This window comes from Vibrio sp. 14G-20, assembly GCF_026241515.1.
Lineage (GTDB): Bacteria > Pseudomonadota > Gammaproteobacteria > Enterobacterales > Vibrionaceae > Vibrio.
Map to the genome: position 1 here is coordinate 1 of NZ_JAPHPW010000039.1, position 26,876 is coordinate 26,876.

Below are 26,876 nucleotides of genomic sequence, written 5' to 3' on the forward strand. Positions count from 1 at the left end.
GAGATACGAGATACGAGATACGAGATACGAGATACGAGATACGAGATACGAGATAGAGATAGAGATAGAGATAGAGATAGAGATAGAGATAGAGATAGAGATAGAGATAGAGATAGAGAGCTGTGGGGAGTTTGAAAGGCTGTTGGGATAAAACAAAAGGAAGAAAAAAAATATCGTGGTATAGCCGGGGGGACTATACCACGGGTGCCAAGGACACCTTCGCTTGCTGCCGGAGTGATATGGCAAGCCACATCACCTCTGGAATAAAATTAAAGAGAAGTAGTTTCTCTTCGTTGGAGTAACTATACGTCTGCCCACTTATTTTACTTATAAAATTAACGACAGATGGCCATGAGAAAACCGACATTATTTTAAGTTGTTGATAATTAATGATTTGTGTTGGTTTTCCTTGATTGGTACTAGTGAGGTAGTTCTCGTTGTTTGTTGAAAGTAACGTTTTTGACGTAAACGTTTTTAACGAAATTTACGAGTATGTATTTTCGAAAACATTGATTTCACACAATAGAATTGTGGTCATGTATGTGTATCATGGCGGTAATAACAATCTTTCTCATTATCAGTCACGAATTGGGCATTTATGAAACTCTCACAACTCGAGCAAGGAAAAGCGGCTTCTATTGTTGCACTAACAGGCTTAACACCGGACGTTAGAAAAAAACTTATGGTTATGGGCATGTTGCCAAAAACTGAGGTGACGCTAATCCGTCGTGCGCCGATGGGTGATCCACTTCAAGTGGAGGTGAGAGGTGTTTCTATCGCCATTCGTGAAAGCATTGCAGAACAAATCGAGGTTATCTAAATGGATTATCAAGTTCTTACCGTTGGTAACCCGAATAGTGGTAAAACAACATTATTTAACGCCTTAACTGGTGCTAAGCAGCACGTTGGTAACTGGGTTGGTGTAACCGTAGAAAAGAAGACGGGTTTGTATTCGCACGCTGGTGATCAGTTTCAGCTAACGGATTTACCGGGTATCTACGCACTAGACAGTGGTAATGATGCGAACAGTATCGATGAATCTATCGCGTCTCGTGCTGTGCTAACTCACCCTGCAGATGTGATCATCAATGTTGTAGATGCAAGCTGCTTAGAACGAAGCTTATACATGACATTACAATTACGAGAGTTGGGTCGCCCAATGATCGTTGTATTGAACAAGATGGATGTATTAAAGCGTGAGCGTCAGGTGATTAACCTTAAAGCGCTAGAGAAAGAGCTTGGCTGTCCAGTTTTAAGCTTGTCTGCAAACGACAAAGGCCAAGTTGCACGTTTTAAAGAGCGTCTGCATAAACTGCTTGTTCAAGGTGTGAGTCTTGATCCTATCTCTATTGATTACGATGCCGCGTTAGAAGCTCTTATCCCTTCTGTTGAGTCACAATTTGATGATGCTGACGTATCTCACCGAGCTCTGGCTATTCGTGCTTTAGAAAATGATTACTTAGTATTGAACGGATTGGCTCCTCAAACTCGTACTCAAATCGACAGTGTGCGCCTAGGCGCCGATTTCGATATTGACCTTGCTGTTGCTGACGCTAAATACACTTTCTTATATGACCTTTGTAAACGTGTTCGTCGCAGTGAAGGGAAACTAAGCCGTAACTTTACTGAGAAAGCAGACCAATTCATTTTGAATAAATGGGTCGGTATTCCTTTCTTCTTCGTCATCATGTACCTAATGTTCATGTTCTCTATCAATATCGGTAGTGCGTTTATCGACTTCTTTGATATTGGTGTTGGGGCAATATTAGTTGATGGCGGACACCACTTATTAGATGGCCATTTACCGGTTTGGTTAGTCACTATACTTGCTGATGGTATTGGCGGTGGTATTCAAACGGTTGCGACCTTTATTCCAGTTATCGCAGCGCTTTACCTATTCTTAGCGGTACTAGAAAGCTCAGGCTACATGGCTCGTGCTGCATTCGTACTTGATAAAGTGATGCAGAAGATTGGCTTACCGGGCAAAGCATTTGTCCCACTTGTACTGGGCTTTGGTTGTAACGTGCCTTCAATCATGGCAACTCGTACTCTTGACCAAGAGCGCGAACGTAAATTGGCAGCATCAATGGCGCCGTTTATGTCATGTGGTGCTCGTTTACCGGTATACGCACTGTTCGCAGCGGCATTCTTTCCTGGCGCGGGACAAAACGTAGTGTTCGCTCTGTACATCATGGGTATCGTTGCTTCTGTATTTACGGGGCTGTTCTTGAAAAATACGATCTACCCTGGTAGCAGCGATAGCTTAGTGATGGAAATGCCAGATTACGAATTGCCGACAGTGCAAAACGTAATGCTAAAAACTTGGCAGAAGCTGAAGCGTTTCGTACTTGGTGCAGGTAAAACAATCGTGATGGTTGTGGCTATTCTTAGCTTCCTAAACTCTCTAGGTATGGACGGAAGCTTTGGTAATGAAGACAGCGAAAATTCAGTACTGTCTAAAGCGGCTCAAGTTGTAACACCTGTATTCCAACCGATTGGTATTACTGAAGAGAACTGGCCAGCAACGGTTGGTATCATTACCGGTATTTTTGCTAAAGAAGCCGTTGTCGGTACATTAAATAGCCTGTACACAACGCCTTCTGATGAAGAACCAGCTGAGTTTGATTTAACTGCAAGCTTGCAAGAAGCAGTAATGACTATCCCTGAAAACCTATCTGGCTTGAGCTATTCAGATCCGCTAGGTATTGAAGTGGGTGACTTATCGGATTCTGGCTCTGTTGCTGCAGACCAAGAAGTTGATTCGTCTATCTTTGGTAATCTGAAAGACAAATTTGTTTCTGGCCATGCTGCATTTGCTTACTTGATTCTTATCCTGCTTTACACGCCTTGTGTGGCAGCGATGGGTGCTTATGTTCGTGAATTTGGTCAGATGTTTGCACGCTTCATCGCGGTTTGGACGATGGCTCTTGGGTACTTTGGTGCGACCTTCTACTACCAAGCGGCAAACTTTGCTGCACATCCAGTGACAAGTGCAGTATGGATGGTGGCGATTGCTGGTGGTTTTGTGGTGACGTATCGCGTCTTCAAGAAAGTTGGCAATAAGCAGAAAGCACTAGAGGTGCAAGTAGTATGATTTTAACTGAACTTCATCAATACATTGATAACGAGGGCGTTGCAGCTCGCAGTGAACTTGCGTCTAAATTTGGTATGAGCGAAGACGGTGTCGATGCGATGCTGAGTGTGTGGGTCAAGAAAGGGAAAGTTTCCCGCTTGGTCGATACCAACAAGCATGGGCATACAACACGTATTCGTTACACCATCAGCAAACAAGATGGTTTGTCACTTAATGTGATGATGTAGTTTTGGTTTCATACTCTCGTTGAAAACGGCGAGATTAGACAATAAAAAGGCCGCTCAACTATTTTTAGATGAGCGGCTTTTTGTTATGTGTCTTTCCTGAGCTGTCTTACTTTAAAGCGTAATGAGATGAACTCGAACTACGCTTTCTTGAAGATAGAGCTCAATGACAGAACATTCTGGATGCGAGTATGGATTGCTGCTTGTTCTTCTTCACTACGTTGTTCACCTTTGGTATTACCCCATACCGGGCCTGGCCATGCTATGTCGTTTTTGAAGCGTGCAATATGGTGAATGTGTAGCTGTGGCACCATGTTACCCAGTGCGCCTAGGTTTAGCTTGTCTGGTTGGAATGTCGCTTCTAATGCTTGGCTTACCGCTTGAGACTCAAGCAAGAACTGTTGTTGTTCTTTCATTGGTAGATGGTGCAGTTCTTTTAGGTTGGCACGTTTTGGTACCAAGATAACCCAAGGCACGGCGCTGTCTTTGCTTAGCAGTGCCAAGCTTAGTGGAAATTCGCCGATAAGCGTGGTGTCTTTTGCTAACTGTGGGTGAAGTTCAAAGCTCATTATTATTATCCATTTCGATTTCTTGAAGTCATACCAATCACAGTAAGTAAATGATCAGAAATAGCGCAGGAAAAAGGTTTGAGAACAAGGCAGATTTTTTTGATAAGTAGTTATTCTACAATTAAAAATTCTAACGCAGTTATCGAGCGTTTTAACCAGCTAGGAGGATTAGTTATTTACTACGATTGGTATCAGTATACGTTAGATAAAACAAAAGGTTGATGCTCTCACATCAACCTTTGTATTTATTCATTGTAACCCGAAGGGAACTACATGCGCTCTAGAGTTTCGATACCTAGAAGCGACAGACCTTGCTTGATAGTCTTAGCTGTCAGTGCAGCAAGCTTCAGGCGGCTCTGTTTAACTGTTTCATCTTCAGCCACAAGGATAGGGCACGCTTCGTAGAAGCTAGAGAATTGACCAGCAAGTTCGAACAGGTAGCTACACATGATGTGTGGTTGACCTTCACGAGCAACAGACTGTACCGCTTCTTCAAATTGTAGAAGTTTCGCGATAAGTGCTTTCTCTTTCTCTTCAGTGATTTTGATGTCACCTTCTAGAGAGTCCATAGAGATGCCTGCTTTAGCGAAGATTGAAGCGACACGAGTGTATGCGTACTGCATGTACGGTGCTGTGTTGCCTTCAAATGCCAGCATGTTTTCCCAGTCGAACACGTAATCAGTGGTACGGTGCTTAGAAAGGTCTGCGTATTTAACGGCAGCCATTGCTACTGTGTTCGCGATGGTTTTCTTCTCGTCTTCTGCTAGCTCAGGGTTTTTAGATTCAATCAGCTGAGTTGCACGTACTTCTGCTTCGTCCAGAAGGTCAGCAAGACGTACTGTACCGCCTGCGCGAGTTTTAAATGGCTTACCATCTTTACCTAGCATCATGCCGAATGCGTGGTGCTCAAGAGATACAGACTCAGGAACATAACCCGCTTTACGAACGATAGTCCAAGCTTGCATTAGGTGTTGGTGCTGACGAGAGTCAATGAAGTAAAGTACGCGGTCTGCGCCCAGTTCTTCAAAACGGTATTTAGCACATGCAATATCGGTTGTGGTGTATAGGAAGCCACCGTCACGCTTTTGCACGATAACGCCCATCGGGTCACCGTCTTTGTTTTTGTATTCGTCTAGGAATACAACTTGTGCGCCGTCAGACTCTTTTGCTAGGCCTTGTGCTTGTAGATCAGCAACGATGTTTGAAAGCATATGGTTGTACATACTTTCACCCATTACATCATCACGTGTCAGTGATACGTTTAGGCGATCGTAGTTACGTTGGTTTTGAACCATGGTTACGTCAACCAGTTTTTTCCACATTTCAGCGCAGTATGCGTCGCCGCTTTGCAGTTTCACTACGTAGCCACGTGCTTTTACTGCGAATTCTTCGTCTTCGTCGTAAAGCTTTTTAGATTCACGGTAGAACTGTTCAAGATCTGAAAGCTCCATTGAAACTTCGCCCGTTTCAGCTTGGATACGCTCAAGGTTTGCGATAAGCATACCGAATTGAGTACCCCAGTCACCAATGTGGTTAGCTCGGATAACTTTGTGACCTAAGAACTCAAGTGTACGAACAACAGCATCACCGATGATCGTTGAACGTAGGTGACCAACGTGCATTTCTTTTGCAACGTTTGGTGCAGAGTAGTCAGCAACAATGGTTTGCGCTTCAGCCGCTGCAACACCAAGGCGAGAATCAGCCAGTGCTGCGTCTGCTTGTTGTGCTAGGAATGCTTCATCTAGGAAGATGTTTAGGAAACCTGGACCTGCGATTTCAACTTTAGAAGCGATACCGTCTAGGTTTAGAACGTCCAATACTTTTTGAGCAAATTCTCGAGGGTTAGTGCCTAGTCGTTTAGCAACACCCATAATGCCGTTTGCTTGGTAGTCACCAAATTGTGGTTTTGCAGATTGGCGAACAGCCGCAGGAGAGCCTACAGGTGCGCCAGCGGCTTCTAGAGCCTGAGATACTTTGTCATTAATCAGTGCTTGGATATTCACACGCGTTTCCTTCAATTCAAGGATGAATAAGAGTGGCCGTTATTTCGTGGGCATTAAATTTGGCTAATTATGCGTCTAGTTAACGATTTAATGCTGAAATGAACAACAGACTCTGTTTAAGTTCACAAAATGGCGGTAATCATACCAATTTTGAGAGCTTTCTTATAGGCCGGATTGATAGAAAATTCACATTTCCTGAGGGGTTTTTGACAAACAACTTTTGAGAAGCTGAGTTTGTCTATTTAGGTTGTTGATATAGGACGTTAATTGAATGTTTTTTGCAAAAGCAACGCTTGTTGCTGAAAGTAAAACTGATACCATGCAGCCATTATTTGGAGAACACAGACAATGACGATGAGCCTGAAGCAAGCTGAACTAGAACCACAACAAATGATTGCGCGCCTTGATACATTTATGGCGAAAATTGAGAACCTAGGAAATACATTGGGTTTGGATTTAAGCTTTGCTCAAGCGGATCATATTGCATTAAGAATCAATGAAACTGAGCTTGCGAAATCAGCACATCAAGCATGGTCTGAATACGGTTCTACGATTTCAGAAGCGATGATTAACGGTCGTCCAATTGTGGTGTTGGCTTTCGATGAACCATTGCAAAGTCTTGGTTGGAAGATTGAGTGTTTAGAGCTGCCATATCCTGCAGAAGGTAAAATTTACCCGTCTCAAGACTGGGAGCATGTTGAGTTCGTGATACCTTCTCACGCGCAAACGGCCGATGAGTATCTAGCGGATCTTAAAGAAACCTACCCGCAGTTTGCCGTTAAGTTTGAAACTTTGTCTGAGCAAGGCGTTAAGATCAAACTCTCTAGCCCGAAAGGCGAGGGTGAACGTTTGAATAACCCAACGGTTGCATTCAAGCATCAAGGGATTTGCATCAAGTTGCATCCACACTCTTTGAAGAAGATTGTAGAGTCTGAACAAGCTTAATTTGAGTAGAAAATTGCTGGAAAGAGATTCCTGATCTCGCCTAGGCTCGTCGGAATGATGAGGTTGTCAGTTAGTGGGTGTGTTTGTTTACTAACTAACTACTGTAAGCGATTGTTAGATATAATGTTTCTAGGTAGAGACCTGCGGGTTGAGCTCGTCATTCCCGATAACGACGAAGGAGCTTAATCGGGAATCTCTAAAAGCTAGCCAAATAACCAGATACAAAAAACGCGCAACGGGTTAATCCTGTTGCGCGTTTTTTATTGGGTTCTAACTGGAAGTATTACTTAAATAAGCGACTTACAAAATCACGGTCTTGTTGCCATAAACAAACACATGATCATTGATCACTTTGTTTAAAGCCTTACTCAACACGTTCTTCTCTACGTCACGACCGGCTTGAGCCATGTCTTTCGCGCTGAAGTTGTGATCCACTGGGATAACGTCTTGCTTGATGATTGGGCCTTCATCGAGATCGTTTGTGACGAAGTGCGCTGTAGCACCAATGATTTTTACGCCACGCTCATAAGCTTGTTGGTATGGCTTCGCGCCAATGAACGCTGGCAAAAAGCTGTGGTGGATATTGATGATCTTGTGGTTGTACTTTTCAACAAACCCTGGAGTCAGCACTCGCATGTACTTAGCCAAAACAAGGTAATCCGCCTCGTATTGGTCAATCACTTCTAGCATCTTCTTCTCATGCTCTTCACGGTTTAGCCCTTCGTGAGAAACATGGTGGTAAGGGATGTCAAAACGCTCGGTTAGGCTTTGTAGAATGTCGTAGTTACCGACAACGGCCGCGATTTCAACGTCTAAGCTGCCATCGAAGTTCTTCATTAGAATGTCGCCAAGGCAGTGTGCTTCCTTGGTCACGAGTATCACAACACGCTTGCGAGATGAATCAACAAGTTTACGTTTCGTATTTGGTGGCAGGGCTTGGTCTAAATCGGCAAGCAAGGTTTCATCATTGAAATACCCTTCAAGCTCGGTGCGCATAAAGAAGTGGCCACTTGTGTTATCTACGAACTCATTGTTGTGAATAATATTGAGTTGGTGCTTATAACAAATGTTGGTGATCTTAGAGATGAGGCCCGGGGCATCAGTACAATGTGTTAGTAAAGTTTTTCTTTCCATTTGCATCTTACTTCCATGAAATATTTTTATTCTTCAAATTAAATGCAGGCCGTCGAACGGTGAACTGAGCCGCAATATCACCGTTATAATTAATCTATTATCAAGTTGGTTTCAACAAATTCTGCTGCTCATTTATCGCTTTGATAAATTGTTTGATATAGAAATATCAGTTTTTAGATAGAAAAACAGGCAGAAGCTTCATTTTTAAAAGTTTTGACCGTAGTACGCATTTGAACTTCAACCGAGGCATTTACGCCTTGGCCAAAAATAGAGGTGATACTTATGGATAAAGAGTTACTATCCAAAAAACTGTACTGCAAGCGAGTGAATTCATTGGCGAGAGGTACCGAATTAGATAGTCATGTTCTAGATGAAATGTGGGAAAGTAAGACCTCACCAACCGATGCAGCGAAAGCCATACAGCCCGATGATAACCATTTTGAAGGTGCCCCTTGGCTGTCACGTTATCTAGGTCGAAAATAAAAACGATTCTCTAATTCCTACTTCTTCAATTCTTACCTTCAAGGTAACTTAAGTCACGTCAAACTAAACCAAACACCTCCGGTGCGAAGTCATTCTTGATTCGCGCCGGCTCACTAAACCTGCCATAATTCGCCTTCTCTTTTTCTAAACTTCGTACTCTATGATATCTAAAACGTTTTCTGCTGATGGCGCTCTGGGCAAAGCTATCCCTGGGTTTCAACCAAGACAAGCTCAGTTAGACATGGCTGAATCGGTTTCGCAAGCTATTGAAAAACAAGGCCAATTAGTTGTTGAAGCGGGAACGGGTACCGGTAAGACGTTTGCTTACTTAGTGCCTGCGTTGCTCAGTGGCAAGAAAGCTATCATTAGTACGGGGTCTAAAAACCTTCAAGAACAGCTGTTTCACCGAGATTTACCCTTGATGGTCGATGCGCTTGGCTTTTATGGTCAGGTTGCGTTACTCAAAGGTCGTTCAAACTATTTGTGTTTGGACAGGCTCAGCCGTCAAATGATCGAGAGTCATGGCACTCATACCGATCCCACATTGCTAGCACAATTGGTGAAAGTTCGTAGTTGGTCGTCTGCGACACAAACGGGCGACTTAGGCGATTGTGATGATATTGCAGAAGACAGCCCAATCATTCCGACGATTACTTCTACTAACGACAACTGCTTAGGTAAAGAGTGTCCAAGCTATACCGATTGCTTTGTGCTAAAAGCGCGTAAAAAAGCGATGGACTCTGATGTGGTTGTGGTAAACCACCACTTGTTCTTAGCGGATTTAGCGATTAAAGAGACCGGATTTGGTGAGCTGATTCCTGAAGCTGATGTGTTTATTTTCGATGAAGCGCATCAACTTCCTGACATCGCCAGCCAGTACTTCGGACAATCGGTTTCCAGTCGACAGATCCAAGAGCTAGCCAAAGACATTGAAATCGCTTACCGAACTGAAGCCAAAGACATGCGTCAGCTACAAAAGGTTGGCGAGAGGCTCATTCAATCGTCAGCCGATCTGCGTATCGTACTCGGTGATACCGGTTTTCGTGGTAACTGGCGTGAAGCATTGAAATCCGAATCGATTGTAAGAGAGTTGGTTCGTTTGCAAGATGCATTACAATTGGCTGTCGATGTATTGAAATTAGCATTGGGTCGAAGCCAGCTGTTAGACACTGCCTTCGAGCGCGCAAACATGATTAAGTCGCGTATCGAACGCGTGTGCGATGTGTCGATTACTGGCTATTCGTATTGGTATGACACTACACCGCGCCACTTTGCTTTGCACATCACACCGCTTTCAGTCGCCGATAAATTCCACGAGCAGATTGAGCTGAAGCCGGGCGCGTGGGTATTTACCTCTGCAACCTTAGCGGTGTCGGATGATTTCGACCACTTTACCTCACGCTTGGGACTAAAGCCGTCGGCTCAGTTTTCACTGCCGAGCCCATTTGATTATCCTAATCAGGCGCGTTTGTGTGTGCCTCGTTATCTTCCAGAACCCAATAGCCCTGGTTTGGCGGATAAGTTGGTTAGAATGCTGACCCCTGTGATCGAGCAAAACCAAGGTCGCTGTTTCTTCTTGTGTACTTCACACAGCATGATGAAAGAGTTGGGGGAGCGATTCCGTGAAACCCTCACGGTTCCAGTTCTGCTGCAAGGTGAGACTAGTAAGCAAAAAACCTTAGCCGAATTCATGGAATTAGGTAACGCATTGCTGGTAGCCACTGGCGCTTTCTGGGAGGGGATAGATGTTAGGGGCGACGCATTAAGCTGTGTTATCATCGATAAATTGCCCTTTACAGCCCCTGATGACCCTTTACTTAAGGCTCGAATCGAGGACTGTAAGTTAAAAGGGGGTGATCCTTTTGCACAGGTACAGTTGCCAGACGCCGTGATTACCTTGAAACAAGGTGTCGGCCGATTGATACGTGACAAGCGTGATAATGGCGCTTTGATTATTTGCGATAACCGATTGGTGACTCGCGATTACGGTGGCATATTTTTGGCGAGTTTACCGCCTATCCCACGTACACGTGACTTAGGGGTCATTAAAGAATTCTTAGCTAAAGACCATTCAACCGCTGCTGATTAATTGGCATTGTTGAGTTTAGCCATTATTTTTAGATTAGATAACAGATATTTGAGACACAAATGAGCGCGAAAATTCTTGCAGTAGATACCGCAACTGAAAACTGTTCAGTTGCACTAGTAATGGGTGACCAGGTGTTCGCACGTAGCGAAGAGGCTCCTCGAGACCATACGAAAAAAATTCTACCTATGGTGGATGAAGTACTGAAAGAAGCGAATGTCGCTTTAACCGATATCGATGCTATCGCGTTTGGCCAAGGCCCAGGCAGTTTCACGGGTGTACGTATTGGTATTGGTATTGCTCAAGGCTTAGCTTTTGGTGCGGATTTACCGATGATCGGTGTCTCTACACTGGCAGCGATGGCGCAAGGCAGCTACCGTAAATTTGGTGAAACTCACGTTGCGACAGCGATTGATGCGCGTATGAGTGAAGTATACTGGGCTCGTTACAGCCGTGAACAAGATGGTCGTTGGACTGCGGTTGATGCCGAATGTGTAACGCCACCAAGTGAACTGGCTGCGCAGTTAGAAGCAGATTCTGAAACATGGGCGAAAGTCGGTACCGGCTGGGAAGCTTATGCCGAGCATATGGACACACTAGCGATCAACACCAAAGCGTGTGAAGTGCTATTCCCAGAAGCTCAAGATATGGCGTTCCTTGCTCAATTCGCTTATGCAGAAGGTAAAGCGGTTGCAGCAGAAGAGTCTGAGCCAGTTTATCTTCGTGACAAAGTGACTTGGAAGAAACTGCCAGGTCGCGAATAATTTTTACAAGGTTCTGATGCAAATTAGGTCTAAATGCGTATTATTTAGATTTAAGAGGGCAGATATTTAGTCATGGTATCAATTAACAACTTACCTCCTTCTTCGATAGGCAATACGTCTAAGCCGAATCGAATTAAAAAGAAGGAGCAGGCAAAAAAATCTGATGCTAGCACTGCTGTTGGGCAACCGACTAAGGTGGCTAATGCTGTTTCTCACTCTATTCGTCAAGTTAAAGAGTCTGAACTACACAAGGCTCAAATCCAGTATGATCTTCCAGAAGGCCGAGGACGTAAGGCTATGGAAGAATATATGGATGTAATGAATCAGGCGAAGAAAGAAGAACTTGCAAAGCTTATCGGTGTCGATATCTACATCTAGAGCTTCTTATTAATGCCTGTTTAAGGACCAGAACCATGTCAAATTATCTCTCTAAATTACGCTTAATAGCCTTTTCTCTTGGTGTTTTGGTACTTGCCGGGTGTTCATCACTTCCTAGTGAGCTTGAAGCAAAATCAGAGCCTGTGATTAGCGATTACCAGCAATGGGTCGACCAACTACCGGATGCAAAAAGTGTTCGATTGGGTGGCGTTATCTCTAAAGTGACCAACTTGAAAGATAAGACTCGAATCGAAGTCGCTAATATGCCGATTTCGAGTAACGGTAAGCCAGATCTAGACGCAGAGCCAAGCGGACGTTTTGTTGGTTATATTGAAGGGTACGTTGAGCCTCTAAGTTTTGCTGAAGGTCGTCTGATTACGTTAGTAGGCCAGTCAAGCGGGAGTGAAGATGGAAAAATAGGGGAATACCCTTACACCTTCCCTGTGATGCAAGTGGACAACCAACGTCTGTGGAACATTACTGAGCGCGTTGTTGTTAACGATTTTGCACCAACCTACTACTCGTGCAGAAGTTTACATTGCCGCAGCTTTCAAACGATGCCAAGACAAGGCCGAGTGATACAGGACGTAGAGTAATTAACTTTATTCCACGTTGATTGCGCAAACAGATGGAACTACATGTTTGATGATTGAAAAGTCATACTCTCTCGCGAGCGGGACGCTTGCAACACAACAGATTGGCAACCCACAAACGACCGCAACGACGGTCGTTTTTATTCATGGGTGGTTGGATAATTCGTCCAGCTTTAATCAGGTTATGCAGCAAGTCGCCAAGTTTGCGCCCAATGCTCACCTTGTTGCTATCGATCTCTTCGGACACGGCTTCTCGTCGCACAAATCGGGAAGTTACTACCCATTTCATGATTATATTGATGACTTGCATCAGTTGGTGACTAAATTATCGCCAAACAGACTGGTACTGGTAGGACATTCACTTGGTGCATTGATAGCAAGTTGCTATAGTGCCGCCTTTCCTGAAAAGGTGTCAGGATTAATTCAAATTGAAGGTCACGGACCTCTTTCTGAAGCTCCCCACGAAACAGTCTCTCGCTTGAGGGATGGGGTACTCAGTCGTTTTCGACAGCGAAGAAAGCCTTCACGTCCTCTGGCAAGCCTTGAGGATGCTATTAAGCTGAGAGCTCACGCCAACCAAATTAATGCTGAATTAATCGCTCCTATTGTTGAGCGAGGGATTGTCGAGTTCGAGAACTCTTGGCAATGGCGATGCGACCCTAATCTAAAATGTGACTCGTTATATCGAATGTCACAGGCGCACGCTGAAGCGATTATGGCGGCTATTGAATGCCCTCAATTAATAACCCTAGGGAATGATGGATTCCGACATTTGCAGCATAATCGCTACAAATCAGTGCATAGTCCTCTGCAAATAGAGACTGTTCCTGGCGGACATCATTGTCATTTAGAGAGCCCAGAGCTAGTTTCAGAGCTAATTCTTGGTGTAGTTAACAAAATTTAAACAAGTGTTTGAGCCTTTTAGTGCTCATGCACTAAAGCTGTGCTGTAATACCGCAATGATAAAAAGCGGCGAAGCAGTCGTCAGCTGATAAACGAGGAGTAACATCGTGGATAAACCTTGGCTTTCACGTTATCCAAGTGACGTACCAGAAACGATCAACCCAGATCAGTACCCATCTCTTGTAGAAATGTTTGAACAGTCGGTGCAGAAGTACGCGGACCAACCTGCATTCGAGAACATGGGCTCGATTATGACATTCCGTAAGCTTGAAGAGCGCAGCCGTGCTTTCGCTGCTTACCTACAGAATGACTTGAAACTGAAGAAGGGCGATCGCGTCGCGCTAATGATGCCAAACCTACTGCAATACCCAATTGCACTATTTGGTGTATTGCGTGCCGGTATGATTGCAGTGAACGTCAACCCACTGTACACACCTCGTGAGCTTGAACATCAACTGAACGATTCTGGTGCAAAGGCGATTGTTATCGTATCTAACTTTGCGAGCACGCTAGAGAAAGTCGTTGATAACACGCCGGTTAAACACGTTGTTCTAACCAGCCTAGGGCAAATGCTGCCACGCGCGAAAGGGACAATTGTCGACTTCGTAGTGAAATACGTAAAAGGCATGGTGCCTAAGTATGATCTACCGGGTGCTATCTCATTCAGAAAAGCGCTGCACAAAGGTCGTCGTCTTCAATATGTGAAGCCGTTCATGGCGGGAGATGACATCGCATTCCTACAATACACAGGTGGTACTACGGGTGTTGCTAAGGGCGCAATCCTAACGCACCGCAATATGATTGCGAACGTACTTCAAGCGAAAGGGGCTTACGGTCCTGTTCTGCAAGAAGGCCGCGAGTTGGTTGTAACAGCATTACCGCTTTACCACGTATTTGCACTGACGGTGAACTGCTTACTGTTTGTTGAGATGGGTGGTCGTAACCTTCTAATTACTAACCCTCGTGACATTCCTGGCTTTATTAAAGAGCTGCAAAAGGTTCCGTTTACCGCAATTACCGGCGTAAACACCTTGTTTAACGCACTAGTTAATAACGAAGATTTCCACGAGTTGGATTTCAGTAACCTACGCCTATCTGTTGGCGGCGGCATGGCGGTTCAACGCGCTGTTGCTGAGCAATGGAAGAAAGCGACAGGCATTCACCTATTGGAAGGCTATGGCTTAACTGAGTGTTCACCACTGGTAACAGGTAACCCATACGACCTTAAAGACTACACAGGTGCTATTGGCCTACCTGTACCATCGACAGAAGTTCGTATTGTTGATGATGAAGGCAAGGTTATTGCTAATGACCAAGTAGGCGAGCTACAAGTTCGTGGTCCTCAGGTAATGCAAGGCTACTGGCAGCGCCCTGAAGCGACCAAAGAAGTGATCGATCAAGACGGTTGGTTATCGACAGGTGACATCGTTAAGTTTGATGACGAAGGCTTGTTGTACATCGTAGACCGTAAGAAAGACATGATTCTTGTATCAGGCTTCAACGTCTACCCGAACGAGATTGAAGACGTAGTGGCTCTGCATGGCAAAGTGTTAGAAGTAGCAGCTATCGGCCAGCCTCATGAAGTGTCTGGTGAGCTGGTTAAGATCTACGTGGTTAAGCGTGACCCTAGCCTGACCAAAGAAGACATTATCGCGCACTGTCGTGAGCACTTAACGGGTTACAAAATCCCTAAATTAGTCGAGTTCAGAGATGATCTTCCAAAGACTAACGTAGGTAAGATCTTACGCCGCGTACTGCGTGAAGAAAACGATGCAGAACTGGCGAAACGCGCTAGCGAATAATTAGCCCGTTTACGCGAAAGTACTGCACCATAACCATTGAGGCGCTTAATCTAAGCGAGCGCTGAAAAATGGTGTTAGAATGCCGACAGTTAATGTCGGCATTTTTGTATCCGGCGATCAAATAGAAACCTGTGAGAGTTTTTGTGGATTATCAAATCATTACCCAATTGAAAGACCTTGAGCGAGTTTGCCAACAAGCACGTGAAGCTGATGTCGTTATGCTTGATACGGAGTTTGTTCGTACAAGAACCTATTACCCTCAATTAGGCTTGATTCAGTTATTTGATGGTGAAACGCTGTCACTGATTGACCCTATTGCTCTTGGTGAAATGACACCATTTGTTGGATTGTTGAAAGACGCCTCTGTTCTGAAAGTGCTGCATGCTTGCGGTGAAGATTTAGAAGTGTTCCAAAACGCATTTGGTTGTACACCAACACCAATGGTTGATACCCAGATCATGGCGGCTTTCTTAGGCCATGGCTTATCAACAGGCTTTGCTGCTCTGGTTTCAGAGTTTGTCGGTGTCGATCTCGATAAGAGTGAATCTCGTACTGACTGGCTGGCGCGTCCGCTTTCTCAAAAGCAATTGGACTACGCAGCGGCAGACGTGCATTACCTAATGCCAATGTACAACAAGCTTCTAGAAAAAGTGATGGAAGCTGGCTGGTGGGAAGCGGCTCAGCAAGAGTCTGATTTACAAGTTGCTAAACGCATCCGTAAAGTAAACCCAGACACTGCCTACCTTGATATTAAAGGGGCATGGCAGCTTAAACCTAAGCAGCTAGCGATCTTACGACCTTTAGCAACTTGGCGTCTAAAAGAAGCAATCAAGCGCGATTTAGCGCTGAACTTTGTCTTCAAAGAACAAGACCTATGGGCTGTGGCGCGTTTTGGGATGAAAGATCCTAAGCACATGGAGCAAGAAGGTTTCGATTACCGCTCTGTGCGTCGCCATGGTGCGAAGATCAGCTCAATCGTTAAGTTAGCTGAACATACACCAGAAGAAGAGTACCCAGCACCAGTAGAACGTCTAATGGACTTCCCTGGCTACAAGCAACTCTTCAAAGTGCTGAAAGATGAAGTGAAAACAGCATCACAACACAGCGGTTTGGCGACGGAATTCTTGGCATCTAAGAAGCAACTTAACCAAGTGTTAAGCTGGGTGTGGAAGCACGATCGTAACCCAGAGAAGCTGCCTGATGTTATGCAAGGTTGGCGTTTAGATGTGGTTGGCGAAAAGCTGAGTAAAGCGATCAAATAACCGTTTGCTGTTATAAAATCTAACTTAGTTACAGCTATAAACTGAAGATACAAAAAAGAGAGCCTAGGCTCTCTTTTTTTATTCAATCAATACAAGCAAGTGCATTACCTGCCTATCTTGTTCAGAAAGATTATCGATCTTCTTCTGGAAGCTTAACATTCAGCTCTAACACTGATATGTCGTCATCTTTGTGTTCAAAAGTCAGATCAACCATTGATGGATCAACCTCAACGTACTTGGCAATACACTTCAAGATGTCTTCTTTTAGTTGCGGCAGGTAAGATGGCGCAGGGTCGTCATGGCTGCGTCGTTCGGCAACAATGATCTGCAAACGTTCTTTGGCTAGGTTTGCGGTTGTCTTTTTCTGTGGTCTAAAAAACTCTAATAATGACATTGTGCATTAGCCCCCGAACAGTCGTTTGAAGATGCCTTTCTTCTGTTCCGTTAAGAAGCGGAAGTCAACTTGGCTACCCAGTAGTCGCTCTACAGTATCATTGTAAGCCATACCTGCGTCGGTTGCTTCGTCAAAGATAACTGGAACACCCTTGTTCGATGCGTTCAGTACCGCTTGGCTCTCTGGAATTACACCCAGTAGAGAGATGTGCAGGATTTCTTCAACGTCTTCAACACTGAGCATCTCACCTTGAGTTACACGTGCTGGGTTGTAGCGAGTCAGTAGAAGGTGTGTTTTCACTGGCTCTAAACCGTCTTCAGAACGACGAGATTTAGAGTCAAGAATACCTAGAATACGGTCTGAATCGCGTACTGAAGAGACTTCCGGGTTTGTGGTTACAATCGCTTCATCAGCGAAGTACAACGCCATCAGAGCGCCTTGTTCGATACCCGCAGGAGAATCACAGATAATGAAATCAAAGCCCATTTCATCCAGTTCATCAAATACACGACGAACACCATCTTTTGTTAGTGCGTCTTTATCACGAGTTTGAGAAGCAGGAAGAATGAACAGGTTCTCTGTGCGCTTGTCTTTGATCATCGCTTGGTTCAGCGTCGCTTCACCATTGATAACGTTAACGAAGTCGTACACAACACGACGCTCACAACCCATGATTAAATCTAGGTTACGCAGACCGATATCAAAGTCGATAACTGCGGTTTTCTTTCCTTTTAAAGCCAGACCCGAGGCAATAGCTGCACTGGAGGTCGTTTTGCCTACCCCGCCTTTACCTGACGTTACAACGATAATGCGTGCCATTCTGTTTTCCTTTTATTTCTCTTATATTGCGAGGACATCAACGTGCAATACATCGTTTGCCATACTGAACATGGTTTTCTTTTGCCAGTACTCGCTTTCAATTTGATCGCTGAGCCAGTAATTTCCAGCAATGGAAACCAGCTCTGCTTGTAAGTCATTACAAATTATTTTTGCTTCAGTTTGACCACTTGCACCTGCAATAGCACGGCCTCGTAAAGTGCCATGAATATGGATGCTGCCATCGGCTATCACTTCTGCTCCAGCACTTACATGGCTTAGGATCAATAGATCGCCATCTTTTGCATACACCTGTTGGCCTGAACGAATCGGGGTTCTCACCACTTTTATCGGAGCCATTTTCGCCGGAGCTTGAGATGGCGACTTGCTTGCCGTCATCACCGCAAAACCGGCTTCTTTAGCGAGGTTTTGCATACGCTTATCAGAACAGCCAGCCACACCAACCGGGATCATACCTGCTTGAGATATACCATTTTTAAGTTGCACAAAATCGATATCGCCCGCGACTTTGCTGATGTTGATAACAACAGGTGCGGCAGCGAAAAACGTAGGTGCTTGGTCTACCTTCTCTTGAAGAAAAGAGACTGCATTTTCGACTTGATCATCGGATAAGTGCAAAACAGATAGCGTAAAGCTGCTACCTTTTAGATCTGGGTTACTAGACATCGAAAAACTACAGGACCTCAATAGCGAATGGGTACAATTTCTTTATCAATAAAATAAAGGGCATTGCCTGAAACTAGGTTTATCATGTTATATTCCCAAACCAAGCACAGCAAGTAATCTTGTTGTCAAATGGACGTTTTGTTCTCAATATTTCCCTAACATAAACTATTGATCTCGCAAGTGAGAGTTTTGTAGTCATAATCAATTAAAAAGGTTTGTCATGCTGTGTTCTATATATAAAAGCTCAAAGAAAGAAGGAACATACCTTTATATCCCTAAGAAGGATGATTTTTCACAAGTTCCTGACGCATTGATGCAAATGTTTGGTAAACCTAGTTTTGTAATGGTAATTAAAATGGATGGCCGTAAACTGGCTCAAGTAAACATCGAAAAAGTGAAAGAATCACTGAATACCGATGGTTTCTTTTTGCAGGTTCCGCCACCACCAGTTAACGAACTTGAGCTTCATAAAGAGCGTAAAGCCCAACAGAAATCTCAAGACGAAGAGTGATATCCACCTCAATTCAAGGAGGGATGATCGTTGAGTAAATTTTCGAAAACCATATTGGCTGTGTCGGCATTACTTTTGGGTAATAGTCTGACCATTAGCTCAGTACACGCTGAAGAATTGAGCTTCGAACAATATGTAGAAAAACTAAAGCAACAAGGCCGTGAAGAAGGCGTTTCTGAAGCGATCATTGATGAAGCCTTTGATGGTGTAACGTTTAAGCCAAGAGCGGTGAAAGCCGATAAAAACCAACCTGAGAAGAAGCTGACTCTGGATGAATACATTCCACGAGCGGTACCAGATTGGAAAGTGAAGCAAGCAAGGTCGCTCTACAAGAAACATTACACCGCGTTAAAGCGTATTGGTGATGAATATGGCGTTCAACCAAGATTCATTGTCGCACTATGGGGTGTTGAGAGTAACTTTGGTAAGTTCACGGGCAATTACAGTGTTATCGATGCCTTAACGACCATGGCTTATGAAGGACGCCGAGAAGCTTTCTTCCGCAGCGAAGCAATGGCGGCATTGAAGATTCTTGATCAAGGCCATATTGCACCAAAAGAGATGAAAGGCTCTTGGGCGGGTGCGATGGGTCAACCTCAGTTTATGCCAAGCTCATTCTTAGCGTTTGCCGCTGATGGTAATGGCGACGGTAAGAAAGATATCTGGGGCACTGAAGAAGATGTGTTTGCTTCGGCAGCCAATTACCTTAGCCAATCAGGTTGGGATGATAAGTACACCTGGGGCCGTCAGGTGCACGTACCATCAACCGTGTCTATTGATTTGCAAGGCCGAACTGAAGACAAAGCGAAGTACCTAAAAGAGTGGTCTGAACTTGGTATTAAGCGCTACGACGATCGCCCACTGCCGACGCTTGATGAAGACATTAAAGCTTGGTTGATTATGCCGGATGACGAAGCGGGTCGTTCGTACCTCATTTACAACAACTACAATGTGTTAATGAAGTGGAATCGTTCTTACTACTTTGCTTTGGCAGTTAGCCACCTAGCAGACAGAATTAAGTTTGATTAATCGGCATGATTTGATTAGTAGACTTAATTTGATTAACAGACCTAGGTCGCTTTGATAGCAATTGGCCTACCATAGGCAGAACGAACTAAAGGACTCTTCGGAGTCCTTTTTGATTTTATATTTCAGAGATTTAAGAAGGTGGTCTTGTGCTAACAGATAGAGCTGCACAGATGGTGATATTCCATGCGTTGATCAAGCATGAAGGCTTTACCAGTGCTGCGAAAAGCTTGAATGTTTCGGTGTCTCACATCAGTAAGCAAGTTGCTTTGCTTGAAGACTCCATTGGCATCAAGCTGGTACAACGAACCACACGTAGTCTAACGCTCACTGAAGCCGGAGAGGTGTTCTATCAGCACTGTGAGCAACTGTTTAATACGGTAAAAGCGGCTCAAATGGATATGGACAGCCAGCGTGATGACATCTCTGGAATATTGCGTGTTGGGTTGTCGCAGTCATTTGGTACTTTGCACATCATTCCTGCGATTGATCAGCTCAGACAGCTTTATCCTCAGTTGAGAATCGAAGTCCACTTGTTCGACTACAAGGTTGATATGATTGAAGAGCGATTGGATCTCTGGATTACCAATAATGAAGATTTGCCCGAAGGTTACATTGCGCAGCGATTGGCAGACAGTCAGTTTGTGGTGGCTGCATCACCGGATTATCTGATTAAAGCTGGGACTCCACATGTGCCTTCTGATCTGATAGACCATAACTGCCTTATCTATCGCAGCCGAGAGCGAGATTACACATCTTGGGCGTTTGATAATGGCCAAGAAAATCTTAGCGTTAAAGTGGCGGGCGATTACTCGGTGGATTTAGCTGAGGCAGTGCGAGACGCAGCCGTATCAGGATGGGGCGTGGCTTACTTAGCAACTTACTTAGTAAAAGAAGAGTTTAGAACGGGCAAATTAATCCAAGTGTTGCCTGAATGGCGGGCTAGCCAATTAATGCCATTTTATGCGGTATATCCGAGTCGAAAGAACATGCCGAAGAAGCTTTCTGCGGTGATTGAGTTCATTAAAGATCATATTGGATCGCCGACGTACTGGGATGAAAACCTGAAAACTTGCGTTGAACTGCATCGCTAACTGTTTCCAAATCTATAAATATAATTTCCATATGGAAAAAGTATGGTTTTTAATCAAACTTAATTATTAAAATTCAATAACTTAATTTATATTATTACTCAAAGGTGATTACCCCAACATCACGTTAACAACCGCCACTTGCCGCAAACGATTTCCTCTATAGAATGCGTCGCCTTTCCTATCTACAACTTTTAGGTTGACGCACATGGCTTCGCTACTTGGAATTATCACTATTTTAGTTGCCGCTTGGTTACTATCTACGGACAGAAAAAATATTCCACTAAGAACAGTCTCTTTGGCTTTCTTATTACAAATCTCATTCGCGCTGTTGGTTCTATATGTACCAATGGGTAAAGAAGCGTTGAATGCAGCCACAGGTGCGGTATCTAGCTTGATCAACTACGGTCAAGAGGGGATTAACTTCCTATTTGGTGGTCTAACGAATAACGGTTTCGTTTTCGCGATTAACGTTCTAGGCATCATTATCTTTTTCTCTGCACTGATCTCGGGTTTGTACCACATCGGCTTTATGCCAAAGGTGATCAACCTTATCGGTGGCGCGCTACAGAAGTTCTTGGGAACAGGTCGTGCGGAATCATTGTCTGCGACTGCGAACATCTTCGTTGGCATGATTGAAGCACCATTGGTGGTTAAACCTTACTTGAAGCACATGACGGATTCACAACTGTTTGCTGTGATGGTGTGTGGTTTGGCTTCTGTTGCTGGTGGTACGCTAGTGGGTTATGCATCGCTAGGTGTTGACCTGAACTACTTGATCGCTGCGGCATTTATGTCTGCACCTGCTGGTCTATTGATGGCAAAGATCTTAGTACCAGGTAGCGCAGATGACGCTCAAGAAAATATTGAGTCTGATGTAGAAATTCCACGAGCAACAAACGTCGTTGAGGCAATGGCAGATGGGGCTATGTCTGGGCTTCGTATTGCCGTTGCGGTGGGTGCGACACTTCTTGCCTTTATCAGTGTGATTGCAATGCTGAATGGCATATTAGGTATTGTTGGCGGCTGGTTTGGCGTAAACCTAAGCTTCGAACTTATCCTAGGTTATGTGTTTGCACCCGTTGCATGGCTGATCGGTGTACCGTGGTCTGAGGCTGTGGTTGCAGGCTCACTGATCGGTAACAAGATTGTCGTGAACGAGTTTGTGGCTTTCATCCAGTTAATGGATGCTAAAGAAGCGCTAAGTGAACACTCACAAGCGATCGTGACTTTTGCTCTATGTGGCTTTGCTAACATCTCTACCATGGCGATTCTTATCGGTGGTTTGGGCAGCTTGGTACCAGAGCGTCGCTCTTTCATCTCACAATATGGCTTCAAAGCAATTTGTGCAGGTGTGTTTGCTAACTTAATGAGTGCCGCTATTGCGGGTGTTGTACTTTCTCTGTAGTTAGATGATAAGTACCGAGTGGATGAGTCAGTCACTTTATTTCCCCTATAGTAAAGTGACTGATTAATCACAATAATATTCGGTTAGCACGAAAAAGAGAGCCTATAGTTTAATGACGTAGGCTTTCTTATTTCATTGAATAGTTTGTACCACAGGGTGTGGTGCAAACCTTTTAGGGGCACAAATGGATTTGTCGATTACTTCTTCTTTGGCGTTAATTGGACTCTTGTCTTTAGCTTGTCAGCTGCTCGGCTGGCGTTTACGTCTTCCCGCTATTCTTCCTCTCCTTATCGTCGGCCTGTTGTTAGGTCCCGGCCTGAATATCTTAAATCCCGATGCCATTTTTGGTGATGTGCTGTTTCCTATGATCTCCTTAGGTGTTGCCATCATCTTGTTTGAAGGCGCATTGACCCTAAATTTCAAAGAAATTAGAGGCCACGGTCGCATGGTGACTCACCTCGTGAGTTTCGGTATGTTGATTACGTGGGCGTGCATTGTTGTTGGTGCTTACTACTTCGTTAACTTCAGTTGGCCATTGGCGGCGCTATTCGGTGCCTTGGTGGTGGTGACAGGGCCGACGGTGATTGTCCCTATGCTTCGCAGTATTCAGCCTAAGTCTTCTCTAGGCAGTATCTTGCGATGGGAGGGGATAGTGATTGATCCCATTGGCGCTCTGTTTGCTGTTCTGGTTTATGAATACATAGTCTCTTCGGCCGATCCTACTGGGCATGTACTTTCAGCACTGGGACTAACCTTAGCCATTGGTTTAGGCTTAGGGATCATCGGTGGCCATTTGATTGCCAAGATGCTGCAAGGGCATTGGGTGCCTCACTATTTACGTAATGTGGCGGTGCTGACGCTAATGTTGGCTGCGTTCTCTTTTTCTAATGACTTGAGTGAAGAGTCGGGCTTGCTAACCGTGACCATCATGGGGATCTGGCTTGCCAATGTGAAAGGCTTGGATATCGAAGACATCATCGAATTCAAAGAAACCCTGACCGTGTTACTCATTTCTGCATTGTTTATTTTGCTAGCCAGTCGACTCGATTCGGGGACTTTCCTTTCGATAGGTTGGGGCGGTATTGGGTTGCTAGCGGTGGTGATGCTGGTAGCTCGCCCGTTAAGTGTATGGATCAGCGGGATCGGCACGGATCTTACTTCGGCGGATAAATGGTTTTTGAGTTGGATGGCACCTCGCGGGATCGTAGCAGCCGCGGTTTCTTCTCTGTTTGCGATAAAACTTCAAGAGAAGCAATTGATTGAGGGGGCAGATCTGCTCGTGCCAATGGTGTTCTTAGTCATTATTGGTACGGTTGTGATTCAGAGCCTAACCGCGAGTTGGTGGGCGAGAAGGTTAGGTGTGACTCAAGAGAAAGCACAAGGGGTTATCTTCTTTGGCGCCACTCACTTTGCAAGACAATTTGCCAAGGTGCTAGCCACACACAACATCAATAGCGTGCTTGCCGATACAAACTGGGAGAGCATTCGTTTGGCGAGGATGGATAATTTGAATGTCTATTTTGGTAATCCAGCTTCAAGTCATGCGGAAAACAATTTGGAATTGGATGGGATAGGGCGCGCGATGATCGTCTCGCCTTATCGTCAAACCAACCCGTTAGTCAGCATGCATTACCAAGATGAGTTTGGCGTCAATAAGGTGTTTGAGCTTGAATCATCAGAGACTAAGCATGAAAGGCATCAAGTGAGTCGCGATGGTAATCGAAGTTTGTTTTCAGAAGGGGTTACCTATTCCAAACTTAACTCCTTGATGGCTCAAGGCAGCCAAATTAAGAGCACGGGTTTAACCGAGGCGTTTGACCTTAATGAGTTTAATGCCCTGTACCCTAAAGCGATTCCACTTGGTGTGATTAATGACGGTGATTTCCGCTTAGTGACACAAGGTTCTGACTTGGAAAAACTCATATCAACGGAGTGTCAGGTTATTAGTTTATTACCGCCTTCGGAAGAGATTGAAGGTATCGATACTCCAGATAAGTAGCGAGTGCTCTGTATTTAAAGCGAGTCGCTTTGTATCAAAAACGAATAGCTCAGTATCAAAAAAGCCGCAACGTTTTCACGCTGCGGCTTTTTAATTCTATTTTAGTAACAGTCAATTCATGTCAGCGGTATTGCTACCGAGACTGTCGTTTACGGGCTATTTCGAGTGAAATTGCTCACAAGCGATCATAGTATTTTCGATTAGGCTTGCCACTGTCATTGGACCAACACCACCCGGAACTGGTGTGATGAAGCTTGCGCTCTCTTTAGCCACATCGTATTCAACGTCGCCAACGAGCTTGCCAGATTCCAAACGGTTGATACCAACATCGACCACAACAGCACCTTTCTTAATCCAAGCACCAGGAATGAAGTTAGGCTTACCAACGGCAACCACAACAACGTCTGCTTGACGTACGTGACCTTCAAGGTCTTTGGTGAAGCGGTGGCATGTTGTTGTCGTACAACCTGCTAGAAGCAGTTCTAGAGTCATTGGGCGACCAACGATGTTTGATGCACCAACAACAACCGCGTGCTTGCCGCGTAAATCGATGTTGTAACGGTCAAGCAGCGTGATGATGCCTTTAGGCGTACAAGAGCGTAGCTTAGGCATACGCTGAGCCAAACGGCCTACGTTGTATGGGTGGAAGCCATCAACGTCTTTTTCAGGTGTGATACGCTCAAGAACGTGAGTAGTATCGATACCAGCAGGCAAAGGCAGTTGAACTAGAATGCCATCAATCTCTGGGTCTTCGTTGAGTTGATCGACTAGCGTTAGCAATTCATGTTCGGTGGCAGTTGCTGGTAAATCAAAAGATTTCGAGACGAAACCAACTTCTTCACACGCTTTGCGTTTACTGCCAACGTAAACCTGAGATGCCGGGTCTTCACCCACTAAAACAACCGCTAGGCCCGGAGCACGCAATCCAGCTTGAGTACGAGCTTTTACACGTGCCGCTACTTCAGAGCGAACTGTTTGAGAAATTAGCTTTCCATCAATATTTTGAGCAGTCATGAATTTCCTTAGTATTGATATTCAAGTTAGTGGCTGATGTTTTGGCGCATTATTCCAGAAAATCTTTTTGATTACCATCAAGCAAACGTTTGCTTTGTTCTATTTTCCAACACTTATATGTTTGTTGGCCTTTTTTTACTCACTTAGATCAGAATGTTACACAAAGCCGTTGCTTTACTGATTCGAATTCGTATAATCCTTTCCTGTAGCGCGCCCTTAGCTCAGCTGGATAGAGCACCTCCCTTCTAAGGAGGTGGTCGAAGGTTCGAATCCTTCAGGGCGTACCATTATTTAAAGAAACCCGATAACTCTCCGAGTTGTCGGGTTTTTTGCATTTCAGAGCAATCTAATTTTCTTATTGAGATGTGATACGTTAACTCCTGAAATATCGCTATCTTCAATGTATACGTCGTTTATTAGTGTCTAATAATCGAAAACTGTATCAATTCATTTCTAGGCTATGTAAGTAAGTTCGTATTGTATTATATAAGATGAGTAGCAATTGTTACTGGCACTAGAAATGAATCCAGACCTCAGTAGTACCCAATTTTTTTATCACATGATTGATACAGATCCGAAAGAGTGGCAATCAAAACTCTCGGGACTAAGCACCACCTCACCACAAGTGGCTCGAAGAGTCTCCGATTTGCTTTTGGCATATGAACAACAGTGTTTGACTCAATTGTTAGATATTCATCTATCCTCTTCGATGCCCGTGCTTCAATCATTTGAAAACGAGATAGTTGATGATCGTTATCTTGTTGGACATGAACTAGGTAAAGGCGGCTTTGGGGGGGTTTACTTTGCGTCTAGGTGTGACCATTTTTTTGAGCATAACTACGCGATCAAGTTTTTTAACGCCGAAGCATTTAATATTTTAGGCAAAGACAAACTTTTCTGTGAAGCTCAAGTCATGGCAAACCTCAATCATTCCAACATTACGAAGGTTTATGATGCGGGTCTTCATAAAGGAGTTGCTTATATAGTAATGGAGTACGTTGATGGCTGTTTACTTGATGAATACCTGTCCACTAATCCACTCTCTTGTGACCAAAAACTTACGTTATTTCGAGATATCTGCCTTGCTATTGAATATGCGCATGAGTTGAATGTTCTACATGCTGACTTAAAACCTGAAAATATACTCATAAATACACAGGGGGAACCTAAGGTTATTGATTTCAATCTTACTCAAAATCTTAGTTGCTCCCGTGATGAGGCATTCACTCCCATTAAGGCTGTCAGTCGAATTTATGCTAGTCCAGAACAAATCACAGGCGAAAGTTTAGATGAAAGGTCTGATGTGTTCTCTTTAGGGCGAATCCTACAGAAGATGTTTCCAGATAAAACAGCATCGAAAGATTTAGTTCGAGTTCAGCAACATGCCACTAATGAAAACCGTACTTGTCGATATCAAAGTGTTAGTGATTTAGCGGATGATATCGAAAATGTAAGGTGTTGTTATCCATTAAACTATCGTAAAAAAAATAGCGTTTATAAAGTGACTAAGTTTATTCAACGTTATCCTGCAACCTCCGTGTATTTTTCGTTTTTTCTTTCGATACTAACCGCGTTTTTAGTGGCTTTTTCTATAGAGACGCACAACCTTAGCCGTCAAAAGTTGCAACTTGATTCAGACTGTAGTGGCATAGTGAATTTGGTCACTTAGTTAGAGGTGATATCATCACCT

The 26,876-nt window shown here is 44.3% G+C and carries 25 protein-coding genes and 1 tRNA gene; 19 read left to right on the top strand and 7 right to left on the bottom strand.

Translation table 11 applies throughout. The features are described from left to right. Positions 1-598 precede the first annotated feature (598 nt). The 3 genes from OQJ75_RS21395 to OQJ75_RS21405 are packed head-to-tail and all read left to right on the top strand — an operon-like array spanning position 599 to position 3,321. Positions 599-820 (top strand): FeoA family protein, encoded by a 222-nt coding sequence (locus tag OQJ75_RS21395; protein ID WP_004734203.1) that lies wholly within the window; start codon positions 599-601, stop codon positions 818-820. Continuing rightward, positions 821-3,094, top strand: a complete 2,274-nt coding sequence (gene feoB / locus OQJ75_RS21400) for a Fe(2+) transporter permease subunit FeoB (protein ID WP_265970433.1) — start codon at positions 821-823, stop codon at positions 3,092-3,094. Beyond that, positions 3,091-3,321: a FeoC-like transcriptional regulator gene (locus tag OQJ75_RS21405; protein WP_004734201.1), complete on the top strand. Its 231-nt coding sequence runs from the start codon at positions 3,091-3,093 to the stop codon at positions 3,319-3,321. The genes feoB and OQJ75_RS21405 overlap by 4 nt, the downstream gene beginning before the upstream one ends. A gap of 137 nt (positions 3,322-3,458) precedes the next feature. Here OQJ75_RS21405 and OQJ75_RS21410 read toward each other — a convergent pair whose 3' ends face one another. Next, the gene (locus OQJ75_RS21410; protein WP_016767492.1) at positions 3,459-3,887 is read right to left on the bottom strand and encodes an HIT family protein; all 429 of its coding nucleotides are present in this window, start codon (positions 3,885-3,887) and stop codon (positions 3,459-3,461) included. A 269-nt stretch (positions 3,888-4,156) separates the two neighbouring features. Next, positions 4,157-5,890, bottom strand: coding sequence for an arginine--tRNA ligase (gene argS / locus OQJ75_RS21415; protein WP_248397457.1), 1,734 nt, complete (start codon positions 5,888-5,890; stop codon positions 4,157-4,159). Between the two features lie 348 nt (positions 5,891-6,238). Between argS and OQJ75_RS21420 the strand changes: the two genes are divergently transcribed. Beyond that, positions 6,239-6,835, top strand: coding sequence for a VOC family protein (locus OQJ75_RS21420; RefSeq protein ID WP_265970432.1), 597 nt, complete (start codon positions 6,239-6,241; stop codon positions 6,833-6,835). 300 nt (positions 6,836-7,135) lie between these two features. Here the strand turns inward: OQJ75_RS21420 and purU are convergent, their stop codons facing one another. Beyond that, on the bottom strand, positions 7,136-7,969 hold the full coding sequence (gene purU / locus OQJ75_RS21425) for a formyltetrahydrofolate deformylase (RefSeq protein ID WP_059020334.1): 834 nt from the start codon (positions 7,967-7,969) through the stop codon (positions 7,136-7,138). Between the two features lie 282 nt (positions 7,970-8,251). Here purU and OQJ75_RS21430 point away from each other — a divergent pair, with 282 nt between their 5' ends. The 8 genes from OQJ75_RS21430 to rnd all read left to right on the top strand — a co-directional run bounded on the left by OQJ75_RS21430 (position 8,252) and on the right by rnd (position 16,240). Next, a complete protein-coding gene (locus OQJ75_RS21430) occupies positions 8,252-8,452 on the top strand; it encodes a hypothetical protein (protein ID WP_265970431.1) in 201 nt (66 codons plus the stop codon). 160 nt (positions 8,453-8,612) lie between these two features. Beyond that, complete coding sequence (locus tag OQJ75_RS21435) at positions 8,613-10,541, top strand: ATP-dependent DNA helicase (protein ID WP_265970430.1); 1,929 nt, start codon at positions 8,613-8,615, stop codon at positions 10,539-10,541. Between the two features lie 59 nt (positions 10,542-10,600). Then, positions 10,601-11,302 carry a tRNA (adenosine(37)-N6)-threonylcarbamoyltransferase complex dimerization subunit type 1 TsaB gene (tsaB, locus tag OQJ75_RS21440; RefSeq protein WP_048615073.1) on the top strand — a complete coding sequence of 234 codons (702 nt, stop codon included), beginning with the start codon at positions 10,601-10,603 and terminating at the stop codon, positions 11,300-11,302. 72 nt (positions 11,303-11,374) lie between these two features. After that, positions 11,375-11,680 (top strand): hypothetical protein, encoded by a 306-nt coding sequence (locus OQJ75_RS21445; protein ID WP_048610433.1) that lies wholly within the window; start codon positions 11,375-11,377, stop codon positions 11,678-11,680. Positions 11,681-11,715: 35 nt separating this feature from the next. Further along, on the top strand, positions 11,716-12,276 hold the full coding sequence (locus tag OQJ75_RS21450; protein WP_265970429.1) for a Slp family lipoprotein: 561 nt from the start codon (positions 11,716-11,718) through the stop codon (positions 12,274-12,276). A gap of 49 nt (positions 12,277-12,325) precedes the next feature. Continuing rightward, a complete protein-coding gene (locus tag OQJ75_RS21455; protein WP_265970428.1) occupies positions 12,326-13,177 on the top strand; it encodes an alpha/beta fold hydrolase in 852 nt (283 codons plus the stop codon). 106 nt (positions 13,178-13,283) lie between these two features. Then, a complete protein-coding gene (fadD, locus tag OQJ75_RS21460) occupies positions 13,284-14,978 on the top strand; it encodes a long-chain-fatty-acid--CoA ligase FadD (RefSeq protein WP_017062375.1) in 1,695 nt (564 codons plus the stop codon). A gap of 143 nt (positions 14,979-15,121) precedes the next feature. Continuing rightward, positions 15,122-16,240, top strand: a complete 1,119-nt coding sequence (gene rnd, locus OQJ75_RS21465; protein WP_265970427.1) for a ribonuclease D — start codon at positions 15,122-15,124, stop codon at positions 16,238-16,240. A gap of 130 nt (positions 16,241-16,370) precedes the next feature. Here the strand turns inward: rnd and minE are convergent, their stop codons facing one another. The 3 genes from minE to minC are packed head-to-tail and all read right to left on the bottom strand — an operon-like array spanning position 16,371 to position 18,137. Continuing rightward, positions 16,371-16,634 carry a cell division topological specificity factor MinE gene (minE, locus tag OQJ75_RS21470; RefSeq protein WP_010436847.1) on the bottom strand — a complete coding sequence of 88 codons (264 nt, stop codon included), beginning with the start codon at positions 16,632-16,634 and terminating at the stop codon, positions 16,371-16,373. A gap of 6 nt (positions 16,635-16,640) precedes the next feature. Next, the gene (minD, locus tag OQJ75_RS21475; protein ID WP_009848498.1) at positions 16,641-17,453 is read right to left on the bottom strand and encodes a septum site-determining protein MinD; all 813 of its coding nucleotides are present in this window, start codon (positions 17,451-17,453) and stop codon (positions 16,641-16,643) included. 21 nt (positions 17,454-17,474) lie between these two features. Continuing rightward, a complete protein-coding gene (gene minC, locus OQJ75_RS21480; protein WP_017629530.1) occupies positions 17,475-18,137 on the bottom strand; it encodes a septum site-determining protein MinC in 663 nt (220 codons plus the stop codon). Positions 18,138-18,357: 220 nt separating this feature from the next. Between minC and OQJ75_RS21485 the strand changes: the two genes are divergently transcribed. The 5 genes from OQJ75_RS21485 (at position 18,358) to OQJ75_RS21505 (ending at position 24,172) form a co-directional block, all read left to right on the top strand. After that, positions 18,358-18,648 (top strand): YcgL domain-containing protein, encoded by a 291-nt coding sequence (locus OQJ75_RS21485; RefSeq protein ID WP_017062372.1) that lies wholly within the window; start codon positions 18,358-18,360, stop codon positions 18,646-18,648. Positions 18,649-18,678: 30 nt separating this feature from the next. Next, positions 18,679-19,677, top strand: coding sequence for a lytic murein transglycosylase (locus tag OQJ75_RS21490; protein ID WP_176680235.1), 999 nt, complete (start codon positions 18,679-18,681; stop codon positions 19,675-19,677). A gap of 170 nt (positions 19,678-19,847) precedes the next feature. Then, entirely contained in the window at positions 19,848-20,768 is a 921-nt protein-coding gene (locus OQJ75_RS21495) for a LysR family transcriptional regulator (protein ID WP_016789605.1), read from the top strand. A gap of 205 nt (positions 20,769-20,973) precedes the next feature. Then, positions 20,974-22,173 (top strand): NupC/NupG family nucleoside CNT transporter, encoded by a 1,200-nt coding sequence (locus OQJ75_RS21500; RefSeq protein ID WP_265970426.1) that lies wholly within the window; start codon positions 20,974-20,976, stop codon positions 22,171-22,173. A gap of 184 nt (positions 22,174-22,357) precedes the next feature. Further along, positions 22,358-24,172: a cation:proton antiporter gene (locus OQJ75_RS21505; protein ID WP_265970425.1), complete on the top strand. Its 1,815-nt coding sequence runs from the start codon at positions 22,358-22,360 to the stop codon at positions 24,170-24,172. Between the two features lie 156 nt (positions 24,173-24,328). On the opposite strand, the gene folD is transcribed toward OQJ75_RS21505, so the two are convergent. After that, on the bottom strand, positions 24,329-25,186 hold the full coding sequence (gene folD, locus OQJ75_RS21510; protein ID WP_004734180.1) for a bifunctional methylenetetrahydrofolate dehydrogenase/methenyltetrahydrofolate cyclohydrolase FolD: 858 nt from the start codon (positions 25,184-25,186) through the stop codon (positions 24,329-24,331). Between the two features lie 210 nt (positions 25,187-25,396). Here folD and OQJ75_RS21515 point away from each other — a divergent pair. After that, positions 25,397-25,473, top strand: a tRNA-Arg gene (locus OQJ75_RS21515). A gap of 233 nt (positions 25,474-25,706) precedes the next feature. Continuing rightward, positions 25,707-26,855, top strand: a complete 1,149-nt coding sequence (locus tag OQJ75_RS21520) for a serine/threonine-protein kinase (RefSeq protein WP_265970424.1) — start codon at positions 25,707-25,709, stop codon at positions 26,853-26,855. The last annotated feature ends 21 nt before the right edge of the window (positions 26,856-26,876 follow it).

Bases quoted from the DNA above. Each gene is read 5' to 3' on its own strand.
- OQJ75_RS21410 (WP_016767492.1), bottom strand. From the start codon at position 3,887: ATGAGCTTTGAACTTCACCCACAGTTAGCAAAAGACACCACGCTTATC.
- OQJ75_RS21435 (WP_265970430.1), top strand. From the start codon at position 8,613: ATGATATCTAAAACGTTTTCTGCTGATGGCGCTCTGGGCAAAGCTATC.
- OQJ75_RS21450 (WP_265970429.1), top strand. From the start codon at position 11,716: ATGTCAAATTATCTCTCTAAATTACGCTTAATAGCCTTTTCTCTTGGT.
- minC (WP_017629530.1), bottom strand. From the start codon at position 18,137: ATGTCTAGTAACCCAGATCTAAAAGGTAGCAGCTTTACGCTATCTGTT.
- OQJ75_RS21445 (WP_048610433.1), top strand. From the start codon at position 11,375: ATGGTATCAATTAACAACTTACCTCCTTCTTCGATAGGCAATACGTCT.
- OQJ75_RS21395 (WP_004734203.1), top strand. From the start codon at position 599: ATGAAACTCTCACAACTCGAGCAAGGAAAAGCGGCTTCTATTGTTGCA.
- OQJ75_RS21500 (WP_265970426.1), top strand. From the start codon at position 20,974: ATGGCTTCGCTACTTGGAATTATCACTATTTTAGTTGCCGCTTGGTTA.
- minD (WP_009848498.1), bottom strand. From the start codon at position 17,453: ATGGCACGCATTATCGTTGTAACGTCAGGTAAAGGCGGGGTAGGCAAA.
- tsaB (WP_048615073.1), top strand. From the start codon at position 10,601: ATGAGCGCGAAAATTCTTGCAGTAGATACCGCAACTGAAAACTGTTCA.
- OQJ75_RS21520 (WP_265970424.1), top strand. From the start codon at position 25,707: ATGAATCCAGACCTCAGTAGTACCCAATTTTTTTATCACATGATTGAT.
- OQJ75_RS21495 (WP_016789605.1), top strand. From the start codon at position 19,848: ATGGTGATATTCCATGCGTTGATCAAGCATGAAGGCTTTACCAGTGCT.
- feoB (WP_265970433.1), top strand. From the start codon at position 821: ATGGATTATCAAGTTCTTACCGTTGGTAACCCGAATAGTGGTAAAACA.
- OQJ75_RS21430 (WP_265970431.1), top strand. From the start codon at position 8,252: ATGGATAAAGAGTTACTATCCAAAAAACTGTACTGCAAGCGAGTGAAT.
- OQJ75_RS21405 (WP_004734201.1), top strand. From the start codon at position 3,091: ATGATTTTAACTGAACTTCATCAATACATTGATAACGAGGGCGTTGCA.
- OQJ75_RS21420 (WP_265970432.1), top strand. From the start codon at position 6,239: ATGACGATGAGCCTGAAGCAAGCTGAACTAGAACCACAACAAATGATT.
- OQJ75_RS21455 (WP_265970428.1), top strand. From the start codon at position 12,326: ATGATTGAAAAGTCATACTCTCTCGCGAGCGGGACGCTTGCAACACAA.
- folD (WP_004734180.1), bottom strand. From the start codon at position 25,186: ATGACTGCTCAAAATATTGATGGAAAGCTAATTTCTCAAACAGTTCGC.
- purU (WP_059020334.1), bottom strand. From the start codon at position 7,969: ATGGAAAGAAAAACTTTACTAACACATTGTACTGATGCCCCGGGCCTC.
- OQJ75_RS21485 (WP_017062372.1), top strand. From the start codon at position 18,358: ATGCTGTGTTCTATATATAAAAGCTCAAAGAAAGAAGGAACATACCTT.
- OQJ75_RS21505 (WP_265970425.1), top strand. From the start codon at position 22,358: ATGGATTTGTCGATTACTTCTTCTTTGGCGTTAATTGGACTCTTGTCT.
- minE (WP_010436847.1), bottom strand. From the start codon at position 16,634: ATGTCATTATTAGAGTTTTTTAGACCACAGAAAAAGACAACCGCAAAC.